Genomic DNA, 25,618 nt, shown 5'->3' with positions numbered 1-25,618 from the left:
ACCATGCAATGGAGTTATCGCTTCGTGAGTGGTGTTTTGTTTTGTGCCAGTGTGGTGGGGATGGCCTTCGCCCTGTATCTTGAGCATGTGCAAGGTCTGGCGCCGTGTCCATTATGTGTTTTCCAGCGTGTCGGCCTGATTGGCCTGGGAATCATTTCCCTGATCGCGCTGCTCCATAACCCGCTTTCAGGGGCGTTTAAACGGCTGTATGCCTTTTTGGGCAGCTTAAGCATTTTATGGTCGGCCGGTGTTGCCGCGCGGCATGTCTGGCTGCAAAACCTGCCGCCAGATCAGGTACCAAGCTGTGGTCCGGGACTGGATTATCTGGTCGATGCCTTGCCAATGAAAGCGGTGCTGCAACAGGTGTTGTCTGGGTCTGGCGAATGTGCAGTGATTGACTGGACTTTTCTGGGTCAATCCTTGCCGGTCTGGTCTTTAGTGTTCTTTATTGTGCTAACGATTATTAGTATCTGGCAGTTAATCCGTACCTATCCCTATACTGCGGCCAAAACCAAGCCGGTAAAAAAGAAATAATATTGTCTCCAGATCAATAACAAACAGGAGGGCGATGACCCTCCTGTTTTAATTGTAGCGCATCAATTTTTAAGTCAGGGCAATGCCTTCAATACTTTCTAAATTGACAATATATTCACGTACCTGTTCATTGACCCGGTCATCATTTTCAGGATAAAACCATTTCACAATCTGCTCGGCGACGCTGGAATGGTACTGAATTTCCATATGATTCAGACCATAAAATACCGCCTTATGCGATTCCGGCAGTTTGAGCTGAAAACGCGGGTTCGGATGTTCACCCAGCGCACTTTTGACACTGACCAGATAATCGCCAATTACTTTGCGGGTGCGGTTGCGCTTGTTTTCATATTCAATGGTGCCGGCCACCAGAAAGGCATTGATATGGGACGGGAAGGGCGCCGGTTTACGGTTATCATCAATTTCACCAATTCGCGCTTCATTGTGTTCCCAGTCATCATCCCGCACGCTGCCATAGCGTAAATCCAGAATACCGTTACTGCGGATATTCACCACATGCCCGACAATTTTCATAAACGGGAAACGCCCCAGTTTATCCTGCAAGTGAAAGCCGAAACGCTCCAGCGCTGCACCATGGTGTGGCGAACCCAGACAGACCAGGTTATCGACCATATGAATCCACTCATGCAAATCCTGTTTGCCATAAAACAGGGCACTGCGCGACACCAGTCCGCCCATGCTATGTCCAATCAGGCTGATGCTGGTGATATTCGGATTGCGCTGAATCAGATCTTCCAGGGTATTGGCCAGACTGTGACCATTGGCGGAAATACGCCGTCCGGTATTGTAATTTAAATACAGCATGGTGTTGCGCTGGCGCTGTGCCAGCAGTTTTTCGCCAATACCGCCATATTGCTGATGTGACCAGTCCAGATGATTCATACACAGGCCATGCACAAACAGAATCACCTGTCCGGTCAGCTCGCCTTTTTGCACACTGCCGTAGTGGTCATAAATGGTCATTGGCAGTGCCAGCGGATTTTGCTGATTCAGCAAATAATCACCCAGCACCCCATTTAAAATACCGACCAGCACATGCATATACGGTGTCAGCGGCTTGTCATGTAAACGTGGAAAACGGTCAATCACCTGACGCAGACTGGGCGCCAGCAGGTAGTTGCTATAGTTTTGCAGCGTATCAAAGGACAGGCTGTACAGCTTGCGAATGGGCGACATATTCTGGAATTTTCGGGAGTGCTGTTCACTCATGCCAAACAGGCTCAGCAAGACCTCACGCTGAATGGTCTGCACCAGCTCTTTGACCACCTGATGCACCGGCATACTTAACAGCTGCGCCAGACCTTCCAGTAAATCGGCCTGGCTGGGCGGTGTGGTGTCCCATTTACAATAAGTTTCATGCAATGGCGTTAAACTTGGCATGTGCTACTGCCCCCTAACAATAGTGTCGCGGCTACTTTCTTTTTCGTTGGCTTCACGGTATAAATTTCTAAGCTTAATTTTATATCATTCATCCCGAACAACTTTTACAATAGCGAGGATGACGCCCCAGTTTTAATTTTTTTGTCTAACAATTATTTGTGACATACAAATTAAAACATGAATGTGATCAAAGTCTCAAAAAAGTAAATACAACAATGAACATGGATAACATCCGATTAGCACAATGAATTTAATTTATTTGCATGGTTTCAGGAGCAATCCCTTTTCTGCCAAAGGCCAGCTGTTGCGGCAAGCGCTGGCACAGCGGAGTGACATTCAGGTGCATCTGCCCAATCTGAATGCGCCGCCACACGAGGTGATGCAGCACTTATCTGCACTGATTGAGCAGCTGGATCAGGTGGCGCTGGTCGGCAGCAGTCTGGGTGGCTTCTATGCGACACAACTGGTCGCACGCTATGCGGTTCCGGCTGTGCTGATTAATCCGGCTATGCGACCATGGCAGTTGTTTCAGGAACTGTTCGGCGATGCACAGATTCCGCTAAAAGTGCATGAACACTGGACGCTGGAGCGGCTACATTTACAGCAACTGGAACAGATGGCAGTGCCTTTTGTTGAAAAGGCAGACAAAATTTTAGTGTTATTGCAGCAAGGCGATGAAGTTTTGGATTATCGTGACGCACAGCGTTATTATAGCCAGGCCCAGCATAGCTCTCTGATCATGACCGAAACCCGCGGCAATCATGGGATGGACAACTTTGCGCTAAAAATACCTATGCTGCTGCAGTTTTTATCGGATTCCCTAAAATAAGGAAACAGTACAACGTGTCTCAATATACGGCTCAATCTCTTGAAGTTTTATCTGGTCTCGATCCGGTCCGTCGCCGTCCGGGTATGTATACCGACACCTCGCGTCCGAACCATTTGGCGCAGGAAGTGATTGATAATGCTGTCGATGAGGCACTGGCCGGACATGCCACCAAAGTTAGCGTGACCGTGTATAAAGATGGCTCGCTGGCAGTAGAAGACAATGGCCGTGGGATGCCGGTGGATATTCACCCGGAATATGGCCAGAGCGGAATTGAAATTATTTTGACCAAGCTGCATGCCGGCGGCAAGTTCAGTACCGATAACTACCAGTTTTCTGGTGGTTTGCACGGGGTCGGGATTTCTGTGGTGAATGCCTTGTCGACCCGGGTAGAAGTGGATGTACAGCGTCAGGGCAATCTCTACAAAATGGCTTTTGAGCAGGGCGAAGCCACTGGACCACTAGAAGTGCTGGAAGGCAAAGCACCAAAACGTGCGTCAGGCACGCTGGTGCGTTTCTGGCCGGAAGCCAAATATTTCGATTCGCCAAAATTTGCCTTAAAAGCCTTAAAACATAATTTAAAAGCCAAAGCGGTTTTGGCGGCTGGCCTGCAAATCAATTATATCGACCAGATTAATGATGAAAAAATCACCTGGCAGTTTGAAAATGGCCTGGTCGATTATTTAATGGATGAACTGGAAGACCGCGAGATTATTCCGGCGCCGGCCTTTGTCTCTTCAGGCAATGCAGAACGCGCCAGCGCAGAGTTTGCGATTTGCTGGAATGTTGAAGGCGGTGAAAGCATTCAGGAATCTTACGTCAACCTGATTCCGACCGCGCAGGGCGGTACCCATGTCAATGGTTTGCGTTCTGGTATCACCGATGCCATGCGCGAGTTCTGTGAGCTGCGTAACCTGTTGCCGCGTAACTTGAAACTCTCGGCCGAAGATGTCTGGGATGGAGTGAACTATATCCTGTCGCTAAAATTCCAGGAGCCACAATTCTCCGGTCAGACCAAAGAGCGTCTGTCGAGCCGTGAAGCGTCCGGAATTGTGCAGAATATTGCCAAAGATGCCTTTGCCTTATGGCTGCATCAGAATTCAGATATAGCGCTGCAACTGGCAGAAATGGCCATCTCCAAGGCCGGTCGCCGTTTAAAAGCAGCCAAAAAAGTCGAGCGTAAAAAGATTGTGTCGGGTCCGGCTCTGCCAGGCAAGCTGGCCGACTGTGTCGGTCTGACCCGTGAAGAATCGGAACTGTTTATTGTCGAAGGGGATTCTGCGGGCGGTTCGGCCAAGCAGGCACGTGACAAGAATTTCCAGGCCATCATGCCGATTCGCGGTAAAATTTTAAATACCTGGGAAGTGTCTTCTGATGAGGTGCTGGGCTCTCAGGAAGTGCATGATATTGCCATTGCGATTGGGGTTGATCCGGGTTCAGATGACTTGTCTGAACTGCGTTATGGCAAAATCTGTATTCTGGCCGATGCCGACTCCGATGGTCTGCATATTGCCACCTTGCTCTGTGCGCTTTTTGTCAAACATTTCCCGGCTTTGGTAGAAGAAGGGCATTTATTTGTGGCCATGCCGCCATTATTCCGGATTGATGACAATAAAGATGTACATTACGCACTGGATGAAGATGAGCTCAACGGCATTTTAAATAAATGCAAAAGCAAAAATCCGCAAATCACCCGCTTTAAAGGCTTGGGTGAAATGAACGCCAGCCAGCTGCGTGAAACCACCATGGACCCGGATACACGCCGTCTGGTGCAACTGGATCTGGATGATATTCATGTCACTGCCGGTTTGCTGGATAAACTGCTGGCCAAAAAACGCTCCGCAGACCGGAAGCAGTGGCTAGAGCAAAAAGGCAATCTGGCTGATCTGGTGGTTTAAAACCCTAAAATTTCATCATTTTAGAAAACCTGCCCGTCTTGGTGCAGGTTTTTTTATATCGCTGATTTTTTCTCCAAAATGAGGCAATCCGGCTGGATAGGGTTGCACTTTTTTTGTTCACTTTTGCGCCTCCTTAGCCTTCAATATCTCTAAAAACTCTAGAGCGCACTCTGCTTGGGTGTATGTGGTGCTGATCAGTGCAGCGTAGCTGAAGGGCTATGCTTCATTTTTCATATTAATATAAGTAACTAATTTTTATGATTTAAATCTTACTTGTCCCGTCTAGATCTGCCTGTCATTTTTGCGTTTGGCATAGAAATTGAATTATCCGCTGCAGTCATAGAACAACAGGCACCGTGTTCAGGTGCTGCATAAGTGTGGAGAAATTCATGAAGTTCCAGCGCAATCTGTTTTCAAAAAGTATGTTAGTGGCCAGCATGGCCGGGGTTGTGGTGCTCAGCGGCTGCTCAAAATCGACCGAAAGTAGCGACAGTGCCAGCACAGCCCAGCCAGCGGCCAGCACCGGTGAAACCATTAAAGTCGGCATCCTGCATTCCTTGTCCGGCACCATGGCCATTTCAGAAACCTCGCTGAAAGATACCGCGCTAATGGCAATCAATGAAATTAATGCCAATGGCGGGGTGCTGGGCAAAAAGCTGGAGCCGGTGGTGGTCGATCCTGCCTCTGACTGGCCACTGTTTGCTGAACAGGCGCGCCAGCTGATTACTCAGGATAAGGTCGCGGTCATTTTTGGTGCATGGACTTCAGTATCGCGTAAATCGGTACTGCCGGTGGTGGAAGAGCTGAATGGTCTGCTGTTCTATCCGGTGCAATATGAAGGTCAGGAACAGTCGAAAAATATTTTCTATACCGGCGCAGCACCTAACCAGCAGGCGATTCCGGCAGTGGAATATCTGATGAGTGAAGAGGGCGGTCAGGCCGAACGTTTTGTGCTGCTGGGAACGGATTATGTCTATCCACGGACCACTAACCAGATTCTGCGCGCTTTCCTGAAATCAAAAGGCATTGCCGATGCCGACATTATGGAAGAGTACACCCCGTTTGGGCACAGTAACTATCAGACCATTGTCAGCAATATTAAAAAATTCTCGGCCGGGAAAAAGACGGCGGTCATCTCCACCATTAATGGTGATTCCAATGTGCCGTTCTACCGTGAACTGGGCAATCAGGGCATCAAAGCCTCTGATATTCCGGTGATGGCGTTCTCGGTGGGTGAAGAAGAATTACGCGGTATTGATACCAAGCCACTGGTTGGCCACTTGGCGTCATGGAACTACTTTATGTCGGTAAAAAATCCGGTCAATACCGAGTTCACCAATAAAATGAAGCAGTACGCAGTCGATTATAAACTGCCGAATGCCAACAAGCTGGTGACCAATGACCCGATGGAGGCGACCTATGTCGGCATCAATATGTGGAAGCAGGCGGTAGAAAAAGCCGGCACTACCGAGGTGGATCAAGTCCGTGAAGCGATGGCTGGTCAGGAATTTAAAGCACCGTCTGGTTATACCTTAAAAATGGATGCGTCAAACCATCACTTGCATAAGCCGGTCATGATCGGGCAAATCCGTGCCGATGGCCAGTTTGATATTGTCTATAAAACCCCGCAAACCCTGCAGGCAGAACCTTGGAGTCCTTATCTTCCGAAGTAAGTTTGACATCACGCCTGCTGCTTCGGCAGCAGGTTTTTTTTCGATTTCTCTGCCTTTTTATAAAAAAGAGGACACACAATAGGGGGATATAAAATGAATATTCGCGTGAATATCGCCGCTATTTTTCTGATTTTTGCCCAGGTTTTATCGATACAGCTGGCTCAGGCTGAACAGCCACAGCCGCAAACACAGACGGCCGTTGCTGTGACACAGGCCGATGCCATCCAGCAATTTGTGCAAGGTGATTTCGCCAGCCGCCGTGCCTTACTGAACCAGTGGTCCGGCAGCCTCGAACAGCTGGATCAGCTTGCACAATATGTTGAACAGCAGCAGCTCTATAGCGGCGCCAATGGCCAAACCTATATTCTGGAATCGGATGAGCGTTTGCTGCGTTATCCGGCGCTGGAGCCGGTTAGCGACTGGCCAAGTGATCTGGCGCAGGTCACGCTGGTGAATACCTTGCAGAAAGCGCTGACCTTTGCGCTGGCGCATTCAAAAATGCAGTCAGAAGATGCGGCTGAGCGCCTTGAAGCTGTCGATATTTATGAAAGCAATCTGTCTGAATTACAGCTGGCGCAGATCAATCGCCTGTATTTACAGGAACAGAATAATAAGGTGAAGGCGCGTCTGGCCCAGCTCAAAGCACGGCTGGATTATCAGCAGCCAGATGTGCTGGTGAAAATTCAGGCCGCCCAGGTACTGGCCGATTCCAACCGCCCGGATGTACTGGCCATGGTGGAGCAGGAGCTGCAACAGCCGAATCTGAATCCGGAACTGAAAGCCGTGTTGCTGGAGGCCAAAAGCGCCATTCAGACCCGCTTACAGGCCAGTGAATGGGCCGGGCATCTATTTTCAGGGCTCAGTACCGCCAGTATTTTGCTGCTGGCGGCGTTAGGTCTGGCCATCACCTATGGTCTGCTCGGAGTCATCAATATGGCGCATGGCGAGCTGATCATGATTGGCGCGTATACCACCTATGTGGTGCAAAGCCTGTTTAAAAGCCATTTTGGCAGTTATCTGGACTGGTACCTGATCGTGGCGATTCCGGCAGCCTTTCTGGTCAGCGCTTTAATTGGCATGCTGATTGAACGCACGGTAATTCGTCCGCTCTATGGCCGTCAGCTGGAAACCCTGCTGGCCACCTTTGGGGTGAGTCTGATTTTAATGCAATTGGTGCGGATGATCTTTGGCGCACAAAACGTGGAGGTGTCCAATATTGCCTGGCTGTCTGGCGGCATTTCCATTAGCCCAAGCCTGATGCTGCCGTATAACCGTATCGCAATTATTGTCTTTACCATCGCCGTGCTGTTGTTACTGGTCTATTTACTCAATAAAACCCGTTTTGGTCTGTTTGTGCGGGCTGTAACCCAAAACCGTCAGATGGCACGTGCCGTTGGAATTCGTTCCAGCCGCATCGACATGATGGCTTTTGGTCTGGGTTCTGGTCTGGCTGGACTAGCCGGTTGTGCCTTGGCGCAGGTCGGGAACGTTGGCCCGGATTTGGGGCAGAACTACATTATTGATGCCTTTTTGGTGGTGGTAGTCGGTGGAGTCGGTCAGGTCTGGGGTGCGGTACTGGCAGCACTGGGTCTGGGCATTAGCGGGACTGCGCTGGAAATTGGCATGGGCGCGGTACTGGCCAAAATTATTCTTCTGGTTCTTGTGATTTTGTTTATTCAAAAACGCCCACAAGGTCTGTTTGCCATCAAAGGCCGTTTTGTGGAGTAAGCGCATGAAGATCACACATTTACTTTCCGATAAACCCTATAGCGGGGCAGCCATTGCCGCCTGTTTTGCGATTTTACTGCTGTTGCCGTGGCTGCATCTGTTGCCGAGTGATTCGGCACTGCATCTGTCGGCTTATTGGGTCACCCTGATTGGCAAAATCATGTGTCTGGCGCTGGTGGCTTTGGCTCTGGATCTGGTCTGGGGCTATGCCGGTATTTTAAGTCTGGGCCATGGCCTGTACTTTGCTCTAGGCGGCTATGCGTTTGGCATGTACCTGATGCGCCAATCCGCGGGCGATGGCTTGCCAGACTTTATGCGTTTCTTAAGCTGGACCGAATTACCGTGGTTCTGGGTTGGTACTGATTATTTCCTGTGGGCGCTTGCACTGGTCGTTTTAGTACCGGGCATTATTGCCTTTGTATTTGGCTTCTTTGCCTTCCGCTCCAAAATCAAGGGTGTGTATTTCTCGATTATCACCCAGGCCATGACTTTTGCCGCTGCACTACTGTTTTTCCGTAATGAAACCGGTTTCGGCGGCAACAATGGTTTTACCGGCTTTAAAACTATTTTGGGCATGGATATTACCTCGGCACCGATGCGGGCCAGCCTGTGCTTTATCACTGCGCTGGTGCTGCTGCTGTGCTTTATCGGGCTGCGTCATCTGATGAATCAGCCTTATGGCCGTGTGCTGGGTGCGATTCGTGACAGTGAAAACCGTCTGCAATATCTGGGTTATCGCACGCTGTGGTACAAGCTGTCGGCCTGGGTGCTGTCTGCGGTGATCGCGGGTATTGCCGGTGCGCTGTATGTGCCACAAGCCGGCATCATCAACCCGAGTGAAATGAACCCGGTCAACTCAATTGAAATGGCGGTCTGGGTCGCGGCAGGTGGTCGTGGCACCTTAATTGGGCCTTTACTCGGCGCAGGTGTGATTAACGCGGCCAAAACCTATTTCACCGCTGCTTCCCCAGAGGCGTGGTTACTGATTTTAGGGGCGCTATTTATTGTGGTGACCATCTTCCTGCCGAAAGGGATTATTGGTCTGTTTGACCGTTTTAAAAAGGAGCGGAGCGAATGAGTGAACTGTTGCAAGCTCATGGTGGCCATGCTGCTGAAGGTTATGGCCGCCCCAAGGAACAGGGCGCAGATTTTAGCCACGGTATTGCACTGTATTTGGAAAAAGTCAGTGTCTGGTTTGATGCCTTTCGTGCCTTAAACGACTTGTCTTTGTATATCGAAGAAGGGGAATTACGTTGCATCATTGGACCCAATGGTGCCGGTAAAACCACGTTAATGGATGTGATTACCGGTAAAACTCGTCCAACGGAAGGCAGTGCCTTTTTTGGCCAGACCTATGATCTAGCCAAGATGAGCACCGAACAGATTGCCGAGGCCGGAATTGGACGCAAGTTCCAGAAACCCACAGTATTTGAAAATTTTACTGTCATAGAAAACCTGCTGCTTGCCGCCCCGAAAGATAAACGGGTGAAAAAAAGCCTGTTTAGCAAGCTCGATCCCGATGCCCAACAGGCGCTGGAGGAATCGCTGGCACAAATCCGCTTACAGGAATTGGTGCATAAACCAGCCGGATTGCTGTCGCATGGTCAGAAGCAGTGGCTGGAAATTGGCATGCTCTTGATGCAGCGCCCCAAGCTGATTTTGCTGGATGAACCAGTGGCCGGTATGACCGATGCCGAAACTGAACGCACCGCAGAGCTATGTCTGGAGCTGAAGAAAAATCATACCTTGATTGTGGTTGAGCATGATATGAGCTTTATTGACACCATCAGTGAAAAAGTCACGGTGCTGGCACAGGGTGCCATTCTGGCAGAGGGGACATTGGCTGAAGTTCAGGCCAATGACGATGTGATTGAAAAATATTTGGGACGTTAAGGAGACCGCGATGCTAGAAGTCAAAAACGTCAATCAGTTTTATGGGGGCAGTCATATCCTGCGCGATGTATCGTTTCAGGCTCCGGTCGGTGCATGTTCAGTGGTGCTGGGGCGTAATGGCGTGGGCAAAACCACCTTGCTGAAATGTTTGATGGGCATTTTGCCGATTAAATCCGGGCAGATTCTGCTGGATGGCAAAGATATTTCCAGGCTTAGTCCGGAGCAGCGCGTGCGTGAAGGTTTGGCCTATGTGCCACAAGGCCGCGATATTTTTTCGACCTTAACAGTTGAGGAAAATATCCTGATTGGGATGGCGAAATTTAAAGGCGCAAAAACCCGAAAAGTACCGGAACATCTGTACGAGATTTTTCCGGTTCTGGATGAAATGAAGCAGCGCCGCGGTGGAGATTTATCCGGTGGTCAGCAGCAGCAACTGGCAATTGCTCGCGCGCTGGCTTCTGAACCGAAGGTATTAATTCTGGATGAGCCAACCGAGGGTATTCAGCCCTCGATTATTAAAGATATTGGCCGGGTGATTCGTAAACTGGCTGATAGTGGCGAAATGGCAATTGTGCTGGTCGAACAGTTCTATGATTTTGCCGAAGAGCTGGCCGATGGCTATACCGTGATGGCGCGTGGCCAGGTGATTGCACAAGGTGCCGGCAGGGAAATGCCGGAGAAAGGGATTCGGGAGTTAGTAGCGATTTAATTTTCCTCTCTCAAAGGGAGGTTGGAGGGATTTAACAAGTCAAAGCCTCCCTGAGCAAGAGATCAGCACGGCTTGATCTTGCAGCGCAAGAAGGGAGGTTTGGAGGCTTTAATTTCACCTCTCCCTGTCTCCGAAAAGGAGAGGGAAATTGTCATTCAATTTCCGTATTTTCATTCCATAAAAAATACCCACCATACTGACTGGATCTGAACTCACCCCCACTACTTTTACCCTGTTCAGTTAAAAAGTGTTTGCCATTTTCGTTTAAGGTCAGGAAGCCTTTTGTGGTTAATTTCTCCAGTATATCTGCGGTTTTCAGCTTATGTTTTGCAGCCAGTTTGGAAGTGGTGAGTTTGGGTAGTGTTGAGCTTTCTTCGCCACGCTCTGCTTCGGCCACCACAGCATCTGCTTTCACTTCATCGAGGCTAATCCGGACTTCATCACTAATCCGAATAATGCGCTGCGCTTCTTCATAGGCATCTTTAAATACTTCATCATCTTCGTATTTGCGAACCAGAATTCCCATTTCATTGTTATTAATCTGGCTGAATTCATATAAATTCAGGCTGGAAATAATACATTCCGATTCATTCAGATAGCATTTTGCATGCAGGTTCTTGCAGAAGCTTAAGCGGACATAATCCAGTTTTTGCAACCATTTGATTTCCTCTGGATGCAGATCGCTTTTGCCATACACAATACGGATGTCAATTTTGAGCCGATCTTTATCTTCGAGTAATTCTTTAATCCGGTCATTAAGTCGTAAATAGGGGCTAATCAGAATTAAACGCTCTTTGGCATTCTTAATCAGTTCTTCTAGAAAAAAGTTGGTTGCACTGGTGTTTAAAAACTTGGCCATAAAAATCCCCGTGTCATTCTTATTGATGGCTTAGATCATAGTCTAAGTATAGGTAAAAATTAAACAAAAAAAAGAGCACTGAAATCAGTGCTCTTTTAGATGGATGCTGAGCGTTTAGCTAAAGAGCCAGTATACGAACAGCGCAATAATGAAGGTACACAGGATGTTTAATACTATCCCGACACTCATCATTTCACGCTGTCTGATATGACCGGACCCAAACACAATTGCATTTGGCGGTGTTGCTACAGGCAACATAAAGGCACACGATGCACCAATACCAATAATAATCACCAGAATTTCTTTTGGCATACCCATCTGGTCGGCAATGGCGGCAAAGACCGGTACCAACAGTGCAGCAGAAGCGGTGTTACTGGTAAATTCAGTCAGGAAAATAATGAAAATGGTCACCACAAAAATAATCACCAGCGGTGATGCCGTACCAAATACATCTGCAACGGTTTGACCCAGCACCAGCGATGCACCTGAATCTTTTAACATCGCACTTAAGGTTAAACCACCACCGAACAGCAGTAACACCCCCCAGTCGGTGTTTTCAGAAACCTGTTTCCAGGTAGCTGTACCTAAAATCACCACCAGACAGGCGGTGACCAGTGCAGTCCAGGTATCCGGAGATGAAATACCAAAGTTCTCGCTGAGTTTTTTGCCAAAAATCCAGGCAATCGCGGTACAGATAAACAGAATCATGGTCGCGATACGGGTCCGGTTCCATGGAATCACTTCAGTTTCAAAATGAATTTTCTGGTTCAGTTTCGGACGCAACACCAGATATAAACTGACTAGCATGGCCGGCAGTAAAATCAGCATCATCGGCAAACCGATTTTCATCCAGTCAGCGAAGTCATAGTCCAGTGCTTTGGCAGCAATTGCATTCGGTGGTGAACCGACCAGCGTTCCCAAACCGCCAATACTGGCCGAATAGGCAATCCCGAGCAGAATAAAGACGAAGGTAGAGCGCTCTTTGGTTGCATCCAGGTGCGACAGCAGACCCAAAGCCAGCGGGAGCATCATCGCTGCGGTGGCGGTATTGGAAATCCACATCGACAGTGCAGCTGTGACGGCAAAAATGGCCAGCACCGAAATCCCCAAATGCCCGCCAGACATGGAAATAATCCACATCGCAATTTTACGGTCCAGTTTCTGGATATGCAGGGCAGTGGCCAAGGCAAAACCACCAAAGAACAGGAAAATGACCGGGTCAGCAAAAGTTTGCAGTGCCTGAGTGGTGGTCATCGGCACCAGCTCTTTGCTGGCATTTTCAATCGGCATCCCAAGCGCTACTGCCAGCACCGGTACCAGCAGTGCGGTAATGGTGATATGCACCGCTTCGGTCAGCCATAAAATCCCGATAAATAGCAGCAGGCTCAAGCCTTTATTGGCATAATCATCATAGGGCAAAATATGGTAAAAGCCCCAAGAAAGCAGGGCGGCAATGACAATAATAATCCAGCCTTTGACAATGCCTTTCGGCGCGGCCTCGACCGGTGGTTTTAACGTATCTGTATTCATATACGATCCTTTTATAGATTTATAGGAATTAGAGTAATCGGCCTATTATTTAATATTTTTCAAGCAGGGGGGCAAAGTATAAATTGATTATTTTGCAGCTAAGAGAAGATTAAACCACAAAAAAATGCGGGTTCTGACTGAGGAGTTGCACAGCTTGCCACAGGGCTGAGCCGCCGAGCACGGCCAGTAAGCTGAGAATCAGCCAGCGAAATTTCTGCTGGGAAATATGGGCACGTAACTGGCCGCCAGCCCAGACCCCGAGCAGCGACACCACGGTTAATAAGCCCAGTAAGGACCATTGTTCAGATTTAAATTGCAGCATCACCGGGTAAAGCAGCAGCAGCTGAATCAGTTTACTGACCGCAAAATTCAAGTTGCTGATCAGCACAATTTCGGTTTTGCTGTGTTCGGTACTCAGCAGGTACATCATCAGAAAGGGTGCCATGGCATTGGTGGCTCCGCCGATCACACCGGCCAGCAGACCAAACAGCAGCATGTTTTTCAGACTGGCCTGAATGCGCAGGGGCTGGCTGCGAAACTGATCCAGCACATACCATAAAATAAACAGCCCCATCAGCAGTTTGAGATAGCCATCATTTAGATGTAGCAGTAACTGCACACCGAATACACTTCCGATCAGACTGCTGATAATCAGGCCCCAATATTGACCGGAATAATAGCGCAGCGCCTGAAGAAAGCTGCGTTCGGGGTCGCTATTGAGTAAAAACAGATTCAGGATCAGGCAGGGTAATAGTACAAAGGCTACCGTGGTCGACAGCGGGTACAAGGTGGAGATGGCCGCGGTACTGACCATAGGAAAGCCGAAGCCGCTGATCCCGTGTAACAGGGCAGCAATGATACAAAAGATCAGAACCATCAGGTCGGCTTTAGACATGCGTATTTCAACGGACTGGCAGAGTACTGACTAAAACATGCACATACTGGGCTTGTAAAGGGCAAGCCAACTTATTTTTTATACCAAATGGAGAATTAAATCTGGGCAGAAACAATCTGGATGGGTGAGTTGAATTCATACACATCGCAGTTGGGACCAGAGCCAATCCGGTCAATCACAGCAAAATCGCTAGGTGCCTCCAGCGTTAGCAGGGGATGATGCCAGGTTCCGGCACGGTAATTTACGCCTTGTGAACCATCGCTAATAAACGCTTGAAGCTGACTGATGTCTGGCTCATCTGCATTTAAACCCGGTGCCACCACCACCAAAAACGCTTGCCCCTGCATCGGAATAAAAGCCTGCGAGCCTTGAGGATGGCGCTCCAGCATTGCTACCTGAAACGGTATTTGGGTACTCTGGATATTGCGGAAAATACTAATGCCTGCTTGTGCTTCACCAAGAATTTCCGTCATGGCCAGCGCATGATAACGCTCGGTTTGGGCATGGTTAATATGAAAATAGTCATGTCCCTGACAGCTGATCACTTCACCAAAAGGGGCAAAATTGTCCAGGGTCAATGCTTGAATCTGAATGGTATTTTTCATGTTGTTTGAGGGTTCCAGGGCGGGTATTTTTATGGTCATCATCAACTGGTAGAGATGGAGATCGCTGTCAGCCTGTGGAGTGGGCCAACAGCGACGCTGGTGTGTTAGTCCACCAGTGTGCCCCAGAGGCGAATCCGGCTAATACCGCCGTCGGGAATCATATTGACCCGGATATGTGAGATTTTGTCGTGCTTTAAAATCTGCTCGATAAAGGAATGGATCTGGTCCATCTGCATGGGCTGCGCCTCCAGTAAAAATGGCCAGAACATGCTTTGGGGAATCAGTTGCGGATCGGTGGCATCTTCAATATAGACGGCCTGAATCGACACTTCTGCCGGATAGTTGCCCTTGAAATGGGCGGTGTCGATATCAATTTTTTCAATCTGGCCGGCCTGTCCCAAAGCCAGAATACACCAGTCAAAGCCGGGCGCGCGGCGGCGTTTGGTTTCCCAGCCATCGCCCATATTGATGCCACGACCCGGATTAATCAGATTCCGTGGATGGCCAAAGTGGGCATCGCTATAGGCAATTACCCGACCGCCGTTTTCAAGCGCCAGTAAATCCAGCGTACCCTGATGATCTGTAGCCTGAATTTTCACCTCACCATATACGCGAAAACGTGCCACACCGCCATCGGGGAAAATATTCAGACGCACATGGGTATAGACCGCATCAGAGCTGACTTCAAACAGATGATGCTGGCTGGGTCCCAAAATACTGTTGGCTAAAAGTGGCTGCCATTCGGCCTGCTTCAGATTGCCTTGCGGTGCATAGCAGGCTTCAACACTGGCTGAAGCGGGATAGTTACCGCTAAAAAAGGTGGTATCAATATCCAGCGCCTGAATTGTTCCGGCCACACCTAACTGGACAATGGCCCAGTCATAACCGGCATGGCGTTTGCGGCGGGTTTCCCAGCCGTCCATCCATTTGCCATGATTATCAAATTTATCTTCCACAAATACTGGTGCTGCAAATTGCAGCATACGCTGCGCATCGGCAAAAAAATCATCTGAACATTCAAAAACTTTTGCACCAATACGAGTATCTGCCAGGTTGGTCAGTGTTTGAAGCTGGGGCGGTAGGTCAAATGTTGGTGCAATTAAAGTGGCCATAATTCTCTTCCATTTATTATTCATTCACAGCAGGCACGGCCGTGTATCGAAATCAGGCAGTGGCGCCAGATTGCCAGATTTGGCTTGCACAGCAGGCCTATTAGTGCGGATAGAAGCACAGCCTGTGCCAACTTCTGGCCATACGACCCAGACTAAGCATGAAATGGCACGTTTTTCGCTTCAGCTGTTCAGTTTTGACAGGCAAGCCTTGGGAGGAAAAATGAAAATTACAATTATTGGTGCAGGTATTGGCGGATTAACCACAGGGATTGCACTAAAAAAGTTTGGCCATGAAGTGCGTATTTATGAACAGGCTGAGCAGATTCTTCCGGTGGGCGCGGCCATTTCCCTGTGGTCCAATGGGGTGAAGTGCCTGAATTACCTCGGACTGACCGAGCAGGTGGCCGAGCTAGGCGGGCAGATGGATCATCTGGCCTATGTCGATGGCCTGAGCGGTGATGTGATGACCCAGTTCAGCCTGACGCCGTTAATTGAAGAAGTCGGGCAGCGTCCGTATCCGGTGTCGCGCGCGGAACTGCAAAATATGCTGATGGATGCATTTGGTCGTGAGCACATCTATTTAGGCAAGAAAATGGTGGCACTCCAGGAAGATGGTTCACAGGTGACGGTCAGCTTTGCTGATGGCACACAGCTACAAACCGAACTGCTGGTCGGGGCCGATGGTACCCACTCTTTAACCCGCGCCTATGTACTGGATGAAACCGTCGCGCGCCGTTATGCCGGTTATGTCAACTGGAATGGTCTGGTGGAGGTGTCCGAACAGCTGGCCCCGGCCGACCAGTGGACCACCTTTGTCGGAGAAGGCAAGCGCGCTTCCCTGATGCCGGTGGCCGATCAGCGTTTTTATTTCTTCTTTGATGTGCCGCTAGCGGTCGGATTGGAGAATGACCGCAGCCAGTATAAAACACTGTTAAAACAGTATTTTCAGGGCTGGTGTCTGCAGGTGCAGCAGCTGATTGACTCAATTGATGAACAGCGCACCAATCGCGTGGAAATTCATGATATTGAACCGTTTGCCAATTTTTATAAAGGCCGGGTGGTGCTGGTGGGAGATGCTGCACATAGCACCACGCCAGATATTGGACAGGGTGGCTGTCAGGCCATGGAAGATGCTATTTATCTGGCACGTGCCTTACAAATTAATACCTTGGGTGTGCAGGATGCTTTAAGCCGCTACCAGAATAAACGCAATGAGCGCGCCAATGAACTGGTAGTGCGCGCGCGTAAACGCTGTGATGTTACGCATATGAAAGACCAGCAGGTGACGGAAGCCTGGTATGCCGAACTGCGCCAAGAGCAGGGGCCACATATCATGAAAGGCATTATCAGCAATATAGTCGGTAATCCGCTGGATTAAATGTTCTGTGTTAGAAGTATTTAATCAACACAGGTCAATCGGTCGGTGTTGATGCAGTCTGTTCTGGTGCTGGATCCAGAATGAGTTGCATCAGAACCAGATCACGCCATTGTCCAAATTTTCTTCCAACTTGGGGCATATAGCCGCAATACTGAAAACCTAATTGCTGATGCAAGGCAATTGAACCGCTATTGTCATGGTCAATGGCGGCCACCATCACATGAACCTGATGCGCTTGCGCATGCTGGATTAAGGCCTGCATCAACTGTTTGCCTAAACCCTGCCGGCTGAATTGACGGTCAATAAATACTGAATGTTCAACCGTATGTTTAAAACCGCTGATACTGCGGAAGGTGGAATAATCGGCATAGCCGGCAATTTGTCCGGTGTCCAGATGTTCGGCCACCAGCAGCGGAAAATTCTGTTTTTGTAAGTGCTGGAACCAGTGCTGGAAATGTGCCAGATCAAAGGGCTGTTCATTCCAGGTGTTTACATGCTGCAGTACTTCCGGGTTATAAATCGCCTGAATGGCAGCAAGATCGTGTTCGGTGGCAGGACGAAGATGAAAGCGCATAAGCAGCATATCAGGGTAGGAATGAGTGCATTATCATGCCGCTGCGGACATAAAAAAAGCAAGACCGGAGTCCTGCTTTTTTATGTCATGTAAATGACTTAGAAGTGGTATTTTACCAGTGCGCTGACATCATTTTGGTCTGCGCCTTTCACGCCATATTTGTTGTTCCATACTGAGTGTTCAATACCCACGTATAAACGTGTTTCTGGAGAAATGTGTTTACCCACATTCCATTTGTACTGAGAAGTCCAGTTTAATTCGCTGGCATGAGTATCTTCAGCTGTTGACCAGTCCAGGAAAGCATCAACCAGGAAGTCTTCATTGCCCAGTTTAAATGGTACAGCATAGGTGATGGTCATTTGATAATCATCATCTGTCATATCGTTATCAGCACGATAGAAGTTGATGTTCGCATATTGGGTATATGGAATATCTAAAGCAAAGCCAACACCATATAAGAAGTTGTTGAACTCAGTGTTTGTACCGTGCCCTGCGTTGTGCTCCCAAGTTGTTGCGACTAATACGTCTTTCACCGGACCAAATGCCAGATTTTGACCAGTCACTTCGCCTAGGCTTAAACGTGGTGCCAATTCGAAGTAAGTTGTATCATCATTGTTGCCATCCCATTGCTGGTCAACAAAGAAGAATACATCTGCATATTTCAGTTTAGCTGCATATTCAGCAGTTAAGGTGGTACGGTCTTCAGTGCCTAACTCGTAGTTTTCACCATAAAGACCAGTCAAGCTAAAGTCTTGCCATACAATAGGACTCGCCTGAGTGAAGGCAGCAGCGGTTGAGAATGCACAAAGTGCAGCAAGTTGCGTAAGTTTCATAACGGTGTCTTCGTCTTCCCCAAAAAGCGTGTCAAGGATACAGGTTATTAAGCAAAAATAAAGCCAAATTTAACTTTTTATTGGCAATTTCCCGACCAAATTTAGCTGCCGCGATAGGTCGAATAGGCAAAAGGACTGATCAATAACGGAATATGATAATGCTGTGTCGCCTCCTTAATCTGGAAATAAATCACCACTTTAGGGAAGAAGCTGTCCAGGCCTTTTCGTTCAAAATAGGCCGCAGTATAAAACTCCAGACTGTATGAGCCTTCCGGACAGTCGGCCAAAGCAAAATCGGCGGCTGTGACCCGGCCATCGGCATTGGTTTCGGCTTCGGCCAGCAACTGTTGTTGCTGATTAAATAGCCGGATTTTCACGCCGGTAGCCGGTTGACCCAAATGGGTATCTAAAATATGGGTGCTGATCATGGCTGAAGCTCCTGGCTTAAACGCAGTAAGGCAATGTCTGAGAGTTGCTGCTGCACAATGCGCTGTTCAGTGTCGGCATCATTCAGCAGACGATACTGTAAGGCTTGCAGAATATCTTCACTGCTCAAGCCAAAGGCTTTAATCAGGAAAATAAACCCGAATTTTTTTTCATAGGCCAGATTAGCTTGTAAAAGTGCCTGCTGGGTGTCGCTATTGAGCTGGACGGCAGCCTGTTCCCGGGCTGAAAATACCTGCTCCTGTGCCGTAAGCTCTTGTTGTGCCTGTTTTTCACCAATTCGAGGATGGTTTGCGAGTGCGGCCTGAATCTCAGGCCAGCTCCAGTGGCTGGCCAGCTGCCGTGAAAACTCTAAAAGTTGCTCGATACTCTCAAAAGGACGCTGTTGGGTTATAGCAGTTGCCCATGCCGGAATATGTACACATTGCTGCAAGAATTGGTGAATCTCAGCTTCAGGGGCCTGATTAAATTGATCCAGTTGCACAGTAAGGGTCTCATCATTACATTTAATTTTGTTGCTAAAAGTGCAATATCAGTGCCAAATTTCGGTGAAAATCCAATTTTTCACTGAGATGGTTAAAGCTGCACAAGTCCAGTGCGAGTTTTTTTATTTGACGGGTTCTGGTGCATGATGGCGATACCAATGCGTAGCAATATCACCGCGGCGGCAAATCCAGACCTGTGGATGCGACTGAATATAGTCCAAAAAGCGTTGCAGGGCTTTAAAGCGTCCCGGGCGCCCCAAAAGACGGCAATGCATACCAATCGAAAGCATTTTGGGTGCAGTTTCCCCTTCGACATAGAGCACATCAAAAGCATCTTTCAGGTATTGATAAAACTGCTCGCCACTATTAAAACCACCCGCAGCGGCAAACTTCATATCATTGCTGTCGAGGGTGTAGGGAATAATTAAATGCGGTCGTGACTGGCCTTGGGCATTGGTCAGCGTCTGCCAGAACGGTAAATCATCGCCATAATAATCACAGTCATACTGAATTTGCGGGAATTCGGCCAGTAACTGGCGGGTATTGGGGCTGTCGCGGCCGGTATACCAGCCAATGGGTGCATGACCAAACAGGGTTTCCAAGACACTGATCGCCTGATCCATATGCTGGCGTTCAGTGGCCATATCCATACTCTGATAATGCAGCCAGCGTTGCCCATGCGACACCACATCATAGTCGGCCTGCTGAATGGCCTCGACCACATACGGATTTCGTGCCAGCGCCATACCGACCCCAAAAATGGTCATCGGTAACTGACGCCGCTGAAACTCCTGATGAATGCGCCAGAAACCGGCCCGCGAGCCATATTCGTACATCGAATCCATCGACATATGCTTGGCCGGAAAGCTGGCCGCGCCGACAATTTCAGATAAAAACTGCTCAGAACCGGCATCGCCATGTTCAATATGATTTTCGCCACCTTCCTCATAATTCAATACAAATTGCACCGCAATACGTGCCTGATTCGGCCACTGCGGATGTGGCGGCTGGCCATGATAGCCAATTAAATCACGTGAATAAGGGGCAGAGCGGATTGAGTCAATCAGTGCCTGGCCACGCAAGTAAGCAGTTGTCACAACAGGTTATCCTTTTGCTAATTTTTATCAAATATTGCTTGCATATTTTTGAGTTAGGCCCGATATTCAAAGTATAAGGACACGGTTCTGCAGACTCAAAAGTGTTCATCGTTCAATGTGGAGGGTAGCGTCCAAATTAGGTTGAAGATGTTCAATATGCTGGGAAACAGCAAGCGACAAACGTGCCAAGATAAAATAGTTTTGCACAAAAAAGATTCAGAAAACGAAAGAAAGAGAGGATGAGATTATGAATATTGAAATCCGTACAGATAAGAACATCCAAGGTAGCGAACGATTAATTAGTTACGTACGTGCAGAGCTAAGTGATGAATTTAAACGCCATAGTGAGCGTATTACCCATTTTTCCGTACATTTAAGTGATGAAAACGGGGACAAAGGCGGAGATGATGACATCAAATGTATGATTGAAGCACGCCCGGCCGGCTTGAAGCCTGTGGTGGTCAATCATCGTGGTCATAATGTCGATACCGCAATTCATGGCGCCATTGACCGTTTAAAACGTAGTCTGGAGCATGTCTTTGAGAAAAAAGAACATCCGCGTGGTGGACAGCCGGGTCGGGTTGACCTAGATACCGATGTCGACGAATAAGACAGGTATTGGCTGAAAAGCAGAAAAGCCCCAGTATTGGGGCTTTTTTTATAGCAAATTCATGCGACAAGATTACATTTCGCTTAAACAATTTTCACTGAATTGGGCATAATAGAACGAAATTGATTTGATTGAAGAGAGCTCTCTGCATGTTAACGGCACAACAACAACGCTTGGTGCAAGCCATAGAAGAACTAGATCAGGCCCAAGTGCAACAACTTTTGGCCGCGGGGCTTGATCCGAATTTTATTGATCCTGAAAAAGGCCCGGTAATTTCAGTCTGGTCCGATGGCCTGTTTCAGTGGTGGGAAGCCATTTGCGAGGCCTATGAGGCGGGCCAGCCGCACAATGAAGCACAAAAACAGCAGGATTTGGCCGTCCATATGGAAATTCTGGACGCGTTAATTCAGGCCAAGGTCAATTTGCATTTGTGGGATGCGGAAGAAGTCTATGGCCCATTATGGGATGCAGCCAGTGCCGCCTGTGCACCTGCGGTAAAGCGTCTGCTTGAAGAAAAAGTCGATCCAAACCGTAAAGATGAAGATGGCCTGACCATTTTGTCATCCATCAGTGATTTATTCTTTGATTGCGACTTTGATGAAATTAACTGGGCTGAAGCCTTGCCTGAAGAACAGCAAACCTTAGAACTGCTCCGTGCCCATGGCGCGAAAATGACCAAAGAATTGGCTTAAAATTGAGATAAACACTATGTCAGCATTGAAATTATTGGGTGTGATGGTGGCGACTGCAGTCAGCAGTCAGGTCTTTGCCGCCGAGTTTGCATTTGACCGTCCGGGTGTGGGCATGAGCACCGGAATTACGCCGGTCGGCCAGTTGGCCTGGGAGCAAGCGCTGGCCAATGCGCACTATCAGAAAACCAAAGATGACAATGGTCTGACGCAGGAAATCACTCAGCTGCACGCCGATACCTTACTGCGTACCGGTCTGGCGGATAATCTGGAATTACAGCTGGGCTGGCAGGGTCCGGGCTGGAGCCGGGTAAAAAGTGCTGGCCAGTCGGTTGAAGAAGATGGCCTGGGGGATGTCAGCATTGGTCTGAAGCATGCCATTGATTTAAATGATGAAAAACTGTCGATGGCGGTGCTGGCCGAAGCGCAGATTGCCACCGGGAATGACGGTTTTAGTGCCGAAGAGGATATTTACAGCCTTAGCTCGGCAGTGGCCTACGCCTATAATGATTTGCTCACCACCTCAATTAGTATGCGTTATGAGTGGCAGGACAGCAATTGGGCCTTGCAGGCAGTGCCGGGGATTCAATATCAGCTCAGCGATAAATGGGCCGGCTTCTCCGAGTTTATTTACCGCAAAGCAGAAAGCCAGAAAGTGGAATATGCCTTGGGTTCAGGTCTGATTTATGCCTTAAATGCACGTACCCAGTTGGATGCCAGTGTCGGTGTTGATTTAAATGGCGCTGATAAAAGTTATCATGCCGGTTTAGGTGTGGCCTTCCTGTTCTAAGTGCGCTCTGGTTATGGCGCTGTAGAAAGCGGGGGAGTAGAGTCTCTCGCTGACTGCTAGAGAGCTGCAACTTATTCTGCTTACGGTCTGTTCACAGGCCGTTTTTATAGCTGGTTTAGCAGCAGAATTGCTACAGATCTCGACACAGGCGCTGGCAGATCACGCTATCATGATGGTGATGATCACAGCGGATAAGCGCGAGGCCTGTCCGCCCATTAAACTTTAGCTTTTAAGTCGCTTTGTATAGGCTTTGGCGCCATATCCCTTGATCTTATCAGACGGGACTGCCCAGCGATCGTGAATATTAAAAACAACAACAGGAGGATGAGTCATGATGGAACTGTACATTGCCAACAAGAATTACTCCAGCTGGTCCATGCGGCCGTGGCTGGTCCTTACTGCTTTTGAACTGCCGTTTCGTGAAGTGCTGTTACCCTTTCCCAAAGAACGCGGCACGGGCCATTTTAAACAGGACGTACTGGCAATTAACCCGAATGGCAAGGTACCGGTCTTGGTACATGACGGCCTAATGGTCTGGGATTCACTGGCGATTTGTGAATATTTGGCCGAACAGTTTCCGGAGCGCCAGCTATGGCCAGCCGGTCGGGCACAGCGGGCTCGGGCGCGCGCTCTGGCTGCTGAAATGCATAGCGGTTTTCAGGCACTGCGTAACCATTGCGGCATGAATATTCGCGCTGATCTGGCAGAAATCGGACAAACGTTATGGGCCGAGCAGCCTGATTTACGTGACGATGTAGCCCGTGTCTGTCAGATCTGGTCTGAGCGTCCGGACCCAGGCGGTTTTCTCTGTGGTGATTTCTCGATTGCTGATGCCTTTTATGCACCGGTGGTGTGGCGTTTTAAAAGCTATGCGCTGCCCGTGAATGAAGACAGCCAGTATTATATGCAGACCATGCTGCAACATCCGGCAATGCAGGCCTGGGTACAGGCGGCGAAACAGGAACAAGACTGGGTCAATTATCTGGAGCCTTATCAGTCCGAACCATCTTCTAGCTAAGTCTTAAGAGGCCGCCGGTTCCAGCGGCTAATACAGCACCACCTGATTACGGCCATAGGCTTTGGCCTGATACAGGGCCTGATCGGCCTGACTGAGCAGCTTTTCATAAGGGGTATTGTGGTGCGATAAGGCAATCCCGAAGCTGGCGGTAAAGTGAATCGGCTGGTTATGTTCATCATACAGTTCAATCTGGGTGATGGCCTGCCGGCAGCGCTCGGCCACCTGTTTGGCCTGGTGCGCAGTGGCCTGTTTCAGTACCAGAATAAATTCTTCGCCACCAAAACGGCCCAGCACATCCTGCTCGCGGATATGGCCGGCCAGCACATGACAGACTTGGACCAAGGCTTCATCGCCTTTATGATGGCCATGCTCATCATTAATCTGCTTAAAATGATCCAGATCGACTAGAATCACTGCATAACTGGGTGCCTGTTTGTGGTTTAGTTGTTCCAGACACTGGTTGATACTGCGCCGGTTAAAGGTATTAGTGAGCGGATCGACCTGACTTAAATGTGCAATCAGCGCCTCCCGATAGCGCCACTGACTCAGCAGAATTTCAAACAGCACCAGGCAGGTCAGCAGAATCGGCACAATAAAAAACAGCATCGACAGCACCCAGAAGCCATTTTTATAAGGAAAGTCGGTTAATAAAAATAAAGGTGCATAGGTTAACTGGCCGAAAAAGCTTAAATAACCGCAGCTGACCAGATACAGTGTGGCCGGAATAAGGCCGAATAGACAATTCTGCGTTCAAACAGCACCAGACCGACCGTGGGTAGACTGATATAGGTCACCATAGTGGCCGGACTCAGCACCCCGACCAGATAGCCATCGCGGCACAGACTGACCACAAAGGTGGCCACCGCAATATAGGGCATATAGCGCCGGGTCCAGTCCTGTTTGCGAAAGTAGTGGCAGATGCCAATCATGCCAATAAACACGAACAGGCCGAATAAATTAATGACCAGCTGCTGTTTTAAAAAGGCCAGATTGACCCAGCGCCACAGTTCCGGGGTGAGTAATACCACACTTTTCCAGATGGCCCAGATCACGTGCATCAGGCTGCCCAGAAACAGCATCAGAATACATTTGTTTAAGGTGCACCAGTTCATCACCACTTCTTTTTCGAGTAAATAACGGGTGACTTTGTATTTAAATGTGGGCACAGCACTGTGCGCAATGCGACTTTTCATGCGTGAATCACGACTCCCAAAAATGAGCGTCTAAAGTCTCATTTTTATACAATTATTTTAATAAAACTTAACATATCATGACTTTAGAGAATTGGTGGTGGCTATTTTTTGTACTTTTCGGAAAAAATATCGTTGCATGGGTGCAACAGTGTGTGTTGTTTAAATCACTTATTTCTATTTTAAACTGCAGTAAAATGGCGCTATTGAAAAAATCACAGTTTAGGATTCTCTCCCATGAAAATTTTGCATATCGACTCGAGTATTTTAGGCGACGCTTCTGTATCACGTCAGTTGTCTAAAGCTATTGTGAACCAGCTTCAGGCGAAAAATACAGCGGCCCAAGTTGACTATCTGGATCTGGCTGAACAGACCATTCCGCATTTGACTGCTGAAATTTTAATGGGACAAAATGCCGAGCAAAGCGCTTTAGGCGAACAGATTCTGCAACAATATCTAGATGCTGATGTCGTGGTGGTGGGCGCAGCCATGTATAACTTCGGTCTGCCATCGACTTTAAAAGCCTGGATTGACCGGATTAGCGTGGCAGGTCGTACCTTTAAATACACCGAAAATGGCCCGGTCGGTCTGGCAGGTGGCAAGAAAGTGTATATCGCCAGCAGCCGCGGTGGTGTCTATGGCGAACAAAGCCCGGTTGATTTCCAGGAAGCGTTCCTGAAAACCGTGTTTAACTTTACCGGTGTCAGTGATATTGAAGTGGTACGTGCTGAAGGGGTTAGCATGAGCGATATTAAAGATCAGGCGATTACTACGGCGTTAGACCAGATTGCCAAAATCTAAGCTTTACGGCGCTGCATTAATCACAAAAAAGGTCAGTTTCTACTGA

At 48.6% G+C, this 25,618-nt stretch carries 27 protein-coding genes; 14 read left to right on the top strand and 13 right to left on the bottom strand.

From position 1 onward, the window contains the following. Positions 1 to 3: 3 nt before the first annotated feature. On the top strand, positions 4 to 534 hold the full coding sequence (locus FTU69_RS04665; RefSeq protein WP_016658712.1) for a disulfide bond formation protein B: 531 nt from the start codon (positions 4 to 6) through the stop codon (positions 532 to 534). Between the two features lie 69 nt (positions 535 to 603). On the opposite strand, the gene FTU69_RS04660 is transcribed toward FTU69_RS04665, so the two are convergent. After that, positions 604 to 1,935, bottom strand: coding sequence for a hypothetical protein (locus FTU69_RS04660; protein WP_075168204.1), 1,332 nt, complete (start codon positions 1,933 to 1,935; stop codon positions 604 to 606). Between the two features lie 244 nt (positions 1,936 to 2,179). Here FTU69_RS04660 and FTU69_RS04655 point away from each other — a divergent pair, with 244 nt between their 5' ends. The 7 genes from FTU69_RS04655 to urtE all read left to right on the top strand — a co-directional run bounded on the left by FTU69_RS04655 (position 2,180) and on the right by urtE (position 10,662). Continuing rightward, positions 2,180 to 2,764, top strand: a complete 585-nt coding sequence (locus FTU69_RS04655) for a YqiA/YcfP family alpha/beta fold hydrolase (protein ID WP_180103553.1) — start codon at positions 2,180 to 2,182, stop codon at positions 2,762 to 2,764. A gap of 14 nt (positions 2,765 to 2,778) precedes the next feature. Further along, the gene (parE, locus tag FTU69_RS04650) at positions 2,779 to 4,659 is read left to right on the top strand and encodes a DNA topoisomerase IV subunit B (protein ID WP_005180875.1); all 1,881 of its coding nucleotides are present in this window, start codon (positions 2,779 to 2,781) and stop codon (positions 4,657 to 4,659) included. A gap of 389 nt (positions 4,660 to 5,048) precedes the next feature. Further along, entirely contained in the window at positions 5,049 to 6,332 is a 1,284-nt protein-coding gene (gene urtA, locus FTU69_RS04645) for an urea ABC transporter substrate-binding protein (protein ID WP_180103552.1), read from the top strand. A 93-nt stretch (positions 6,333 to 6,425) separates the two neighbouring features. Next, the gene (gene urtB, locus FTU69_RS04640; RefSeq protein WP_163140835.1) at positions 6,426 to 8,060 is read left to right on the top strand and encodes an urea ABC transporter permease subunit UrtB; all 1,635 of its coding nucleotides are present in this window, start codon (positions 6,426 to 6,428) and stop codon (positions 8,058 to 8,060) included. Positions 8,061 to 8,064: 4 nt separating this feature from the next. Further along, on the top strand, positions 8,065 to 9,138 hold the full coding sequence (gene urtC, locus FTU69_RS04635) for an urea ABC transporter permease subunit UrtC (RefSeq protein WP_160242698.1): 1,074 nt from the start codon (positions 8,065 to 8,067) through the stop codon (positions 9,136 to 9,138). After that, positions 9,135 to 9,953 (top strand): urea ABC transporter ATP-binding protein UrtD, encoded by an 819-nt coding sequence (urtD, locus tag FTU69_RS04630; protein ID WP_104488240.1) that lies wholly within the window; start codon positions 9,135 to 9,137, stop codon positions 9,951 to 9,953. The genes urtC and urtD overlap by 4 nt, the downstream gene beginning before the upstream one ends. 10 nt (positions 9,954 to 9,963) lie before the next feature. Further along, on the top strand, positions 9,964 to 10,662 hold the full coding sequence (urtE, locus tag FTU69_RS04625) for an urea ABC transporter ATP-binding subunit UrtE (RefSeq protein WP_180103551.1): 699 nt from the start codon (positions 9,964 to 9,966) through the stop codon (positions 10,660 to 10,662). Positions 10,663 to 10,813: 151 nt separating this feature from the next. Here the strand turns inward: urtE and FTU69_RS04620 are convergent, their stop codons facing one another. From FTU69_RS04620 to alc, 5 genes are all read right to left on the bottom strand, one after another. After that, positions 10,814 to 11,521, bottom strand: coding sequence for a phospholipase D family protein (locus tag FTU69_RS04620; protein ID WP_180087996.1), 708 nt, complete (start codon positions 11,519 to 11,521; stop codon positions 10,814 to 10,816). 114 nt (positions 11,522 to 11,635) lie between these two features. Then, positions 11,636 to 13,051 (bottom strand): DASS family sodium-coupled anion symporter, encoded by a 1,416-nt coding sequence (locus FTU69_RS04615; protein ID WP_180103550.1) that lies wholly within the window; start codon positions 13,049 to 13,051, stop codon positions 11,636 to 11,638. Positions 13,052 to 13,160: 109 nt separating this feature from the next. After that, positions 13,161 to 13,946: a sulfite exporter TauE/SafE family protein gene (locus FTU69_RS04610; RefSeq protein WP_016658721.1), complete on the bottom strand. Its 786-nt coding sequence runs from the start codon at positions 13,944 to 13,946 to the stop codon at positions 13,161 to 13,163. 95 nt (positions 13,947 to 14,041) lie between these two features. Continuing rightward, entirely contained in the window at positions 14,042 to 14,551 is a 510-nt protein-coding gene (locus tag FTU69_RS04605) for an ureidoglycolate lyase (protein ID WP_104500929.1), read from the bottom strand. A gap of 104 nt (positions 14,552 to 14,655) precedes the next feature. Then, entirely contained in the window at positions 14,656 to 15,663 is a 1,008-nt protein-coding gene (gene alc, locus FTU69_RS04600) for an allantoicase (RefSeq protein ID WP_180103549.1), read from the bottom strand. Between the two features lie 220 nt (positions 15,664 to 15,883). Here alc and hpxO point away from each other — a divergent pair, with 220 nt between their 5' ends. After that, positions 15,884 to 17,041 (top strand): FAD-dependent urate hydroxylase HpxO, encoded by a 1,158-nt coding sequence (gene hpxO, locus FTU69_RS04595; protein ID WP_127801087.1) that lies wholly within the window; start codon positions 15,884 to 15,886, stop codon positions 17,039 to 17,041. A 34-nt stretch (positions 17,042 to 17,075) separates the two neighbouring features. Here hpxO and FTU69_RS04590 read toward each other — a convergent pair whose 3' ends face one another. From FTU69_RS04590 to puuE, 5 genes are all read right to left on the bottom strand, one after another. Continuing rightward, positions 17,076 to 17,615: a GNAT family N-acetyltransferase gene (locus FTU69_RS04590; RefSeq protein WP_127801086.1), complete on the bottom strand. Its 540-nt coding sequence runs from the start codon at positions 17,613 to 17,615 to the stop codon at positions 17,076 to 17,078. Positions 17,616 to 17,713: 98 nt separating this feature from the next. Next, entirely contained in the window at positions 17,714 to 18,448 is a 735-nt protein-coding gene (locus FTU69_RS04585) for an outer membrane protein OmpK (protein WP_127801085.1), read from the bottom strand. A 101-nt stretch (positions 18,449 to 18,549) separates the two neighbouring features. Continuing rightward, positions 18,550 to 18,876 carry a hydroxyisourate hydrolase gene (gene uraH, locus FTU69_RS04580; RefSeq protein ID WP_163140857.1) on the bottom strand — a complete coding sequence of 109 codons (327 nt, stop codon included), beginning with the start codon at positions 18,874 to 18,876 and terminating at the stop codon, positions 18,550 to 18,552. Beyond that, on the bottom strand, positions 18,873 to 19,376 hold the full coding sequence (gene uraD / locus FTU69_RS04575) for a 2-oxo-4-hydroxy-4-carboxy-5-ureidoimidazoline decarboxylase (protein WP_180087993.1): 504 nt from the start codon (positions 19,374 to 19,376) through the stop codon (positions 18,873 to 18,875). Before uraD ends, uraH begins: the two co-directional genes overlap by 4 nt. 123 nt (positions 19,377 to 19,499) lie before the next feature. Beyond that, the gene (gene puuE, locus FTU69_RS04570; RefSeq protein ID WP_168383847.1) at positions 19,500 to 20,474 is read right to left on the bottom strand and encodes an allantoinase PuuE; all 975 of its coding nucleotides are present in this window, start codon (positions 20,472 to 20,474) and stop codon (positions 19,500 to 19,502) included. 247 nt (positions 20,475 to 20,721) lie between these two features. On the opposite strand from puuE, the gene FTU69_RS04565 reads away from it, so the two are divergent. From FTU69_RS04565 to FTU69_RS04550, 4 genes are all read left to right on the top strand, one after another. Then, entirely contained in the window at positions 20,722 to 21,084 is a 363-nt protein-coding gene (locus tag FTU69_RS04565; RefSeq protein WP_005180845.1) for an HPF/RaiA family ribosome-associated protein, read from the top strand. Positions 21,085 to 21,233: 149 nt separating this feature from the next. Further along, positions 21,234 to 21,776, top strand: coding sequence for a hypothetical protein (locus FTU69_RS04560; RefSeq protein ID WP_045796529.1), 543 nt, complete (start codon positions 21,234 to 21,236; stop codon positions 21,774 to 21,776). 16 nt (positions 21,777 to 21,792) lie between these two features. Further along, positions 21,793 to 22,563, top strand: coding sequence for a transporter (locus tag FTU69_RS04555; protein WP_168381603.1), 771 nt, complete (start codon positions 21,793 to 21,795; stop codon positions 22,561 to 22,563). Positions 22,564 to 22,894: 331 nt separating this feature from the next. Beyond that, positions 22,895 to 23,581: a glutathione S-transferase family protein gene (locus tag FTU69_RS04550; RefSeq protein WP_168381602.1), complete on the top strand. Its 687-nt coding sequence runs from the start codon at positions 22,895 to 22,897 to the stop codon at positions 23,579 to 23,581. 27 nt (positions 23,582 to 23,608) lie between these two features. Here the strand turns inward: FTU69_RS04550 and FTU69_RS14775 are convergent, their stop codons facing one another. Both FTU69_RS14775 and FTU69_RS14770 read right to left on the bottom strand, forming a co-directional pair. Beyond that, positions 23,609 to 24,187, bottom strand: a complete 579-nt coding sequence (locus FTU69_RS14775) for a GGDEF domain-containing protein (protein ID WP_257223595.1) — start codon at positions 24,185 to 24,187, stop codon at positions 23,609 to 23,611. Between the two features lie 80 nt (positions 24,188 to 24,267). Further along, the gene (locus FTU69_RS14770; protein ID WP_257223593.1) at positions 24,268 to 24,774 is read right to left on the bottom strand and encodes a hypothetical protein; all 507 of its coding nucleotides are present in this window, start codon (positions 24,772 to 24,774) and stop codon (positions 24,268 to 24,270) included. A gap of 234 nt (positions 24,775 to 25,008) precedes the next feature. Between FTU69_RS14770 and FTU69_RS04540 the strand changes: the two genes are divergently transcribed. After that, a complete protein-coding gene (locus FTU69_RS04540) occupies positions 25,009 to 25,572 on the top strand; it encodes an FMN-dependent NADH-azoreductase (protein ID WP_127801079.1) in 564 nt (187 codons plus the stop codon). The last annotated feature ends 46 nt before the right edge of the window (positions 25,573 to 25,618 follow it).

Source organism: Acinetobacter sp. YH12134, from assembly GCF_013418555.1.
Taxonomy (GTDB): Bacteria; Pseudomonadota; Gammaproteobacteria; order Pseudomonadales; family Moraxellaceae; genus Acinetobacter; species Acinetobacter indicus.
Note: the sequence above shows the minus strand (reverse complement) of the source record. Positions and strands in the feature narration are given on the sequence as shown.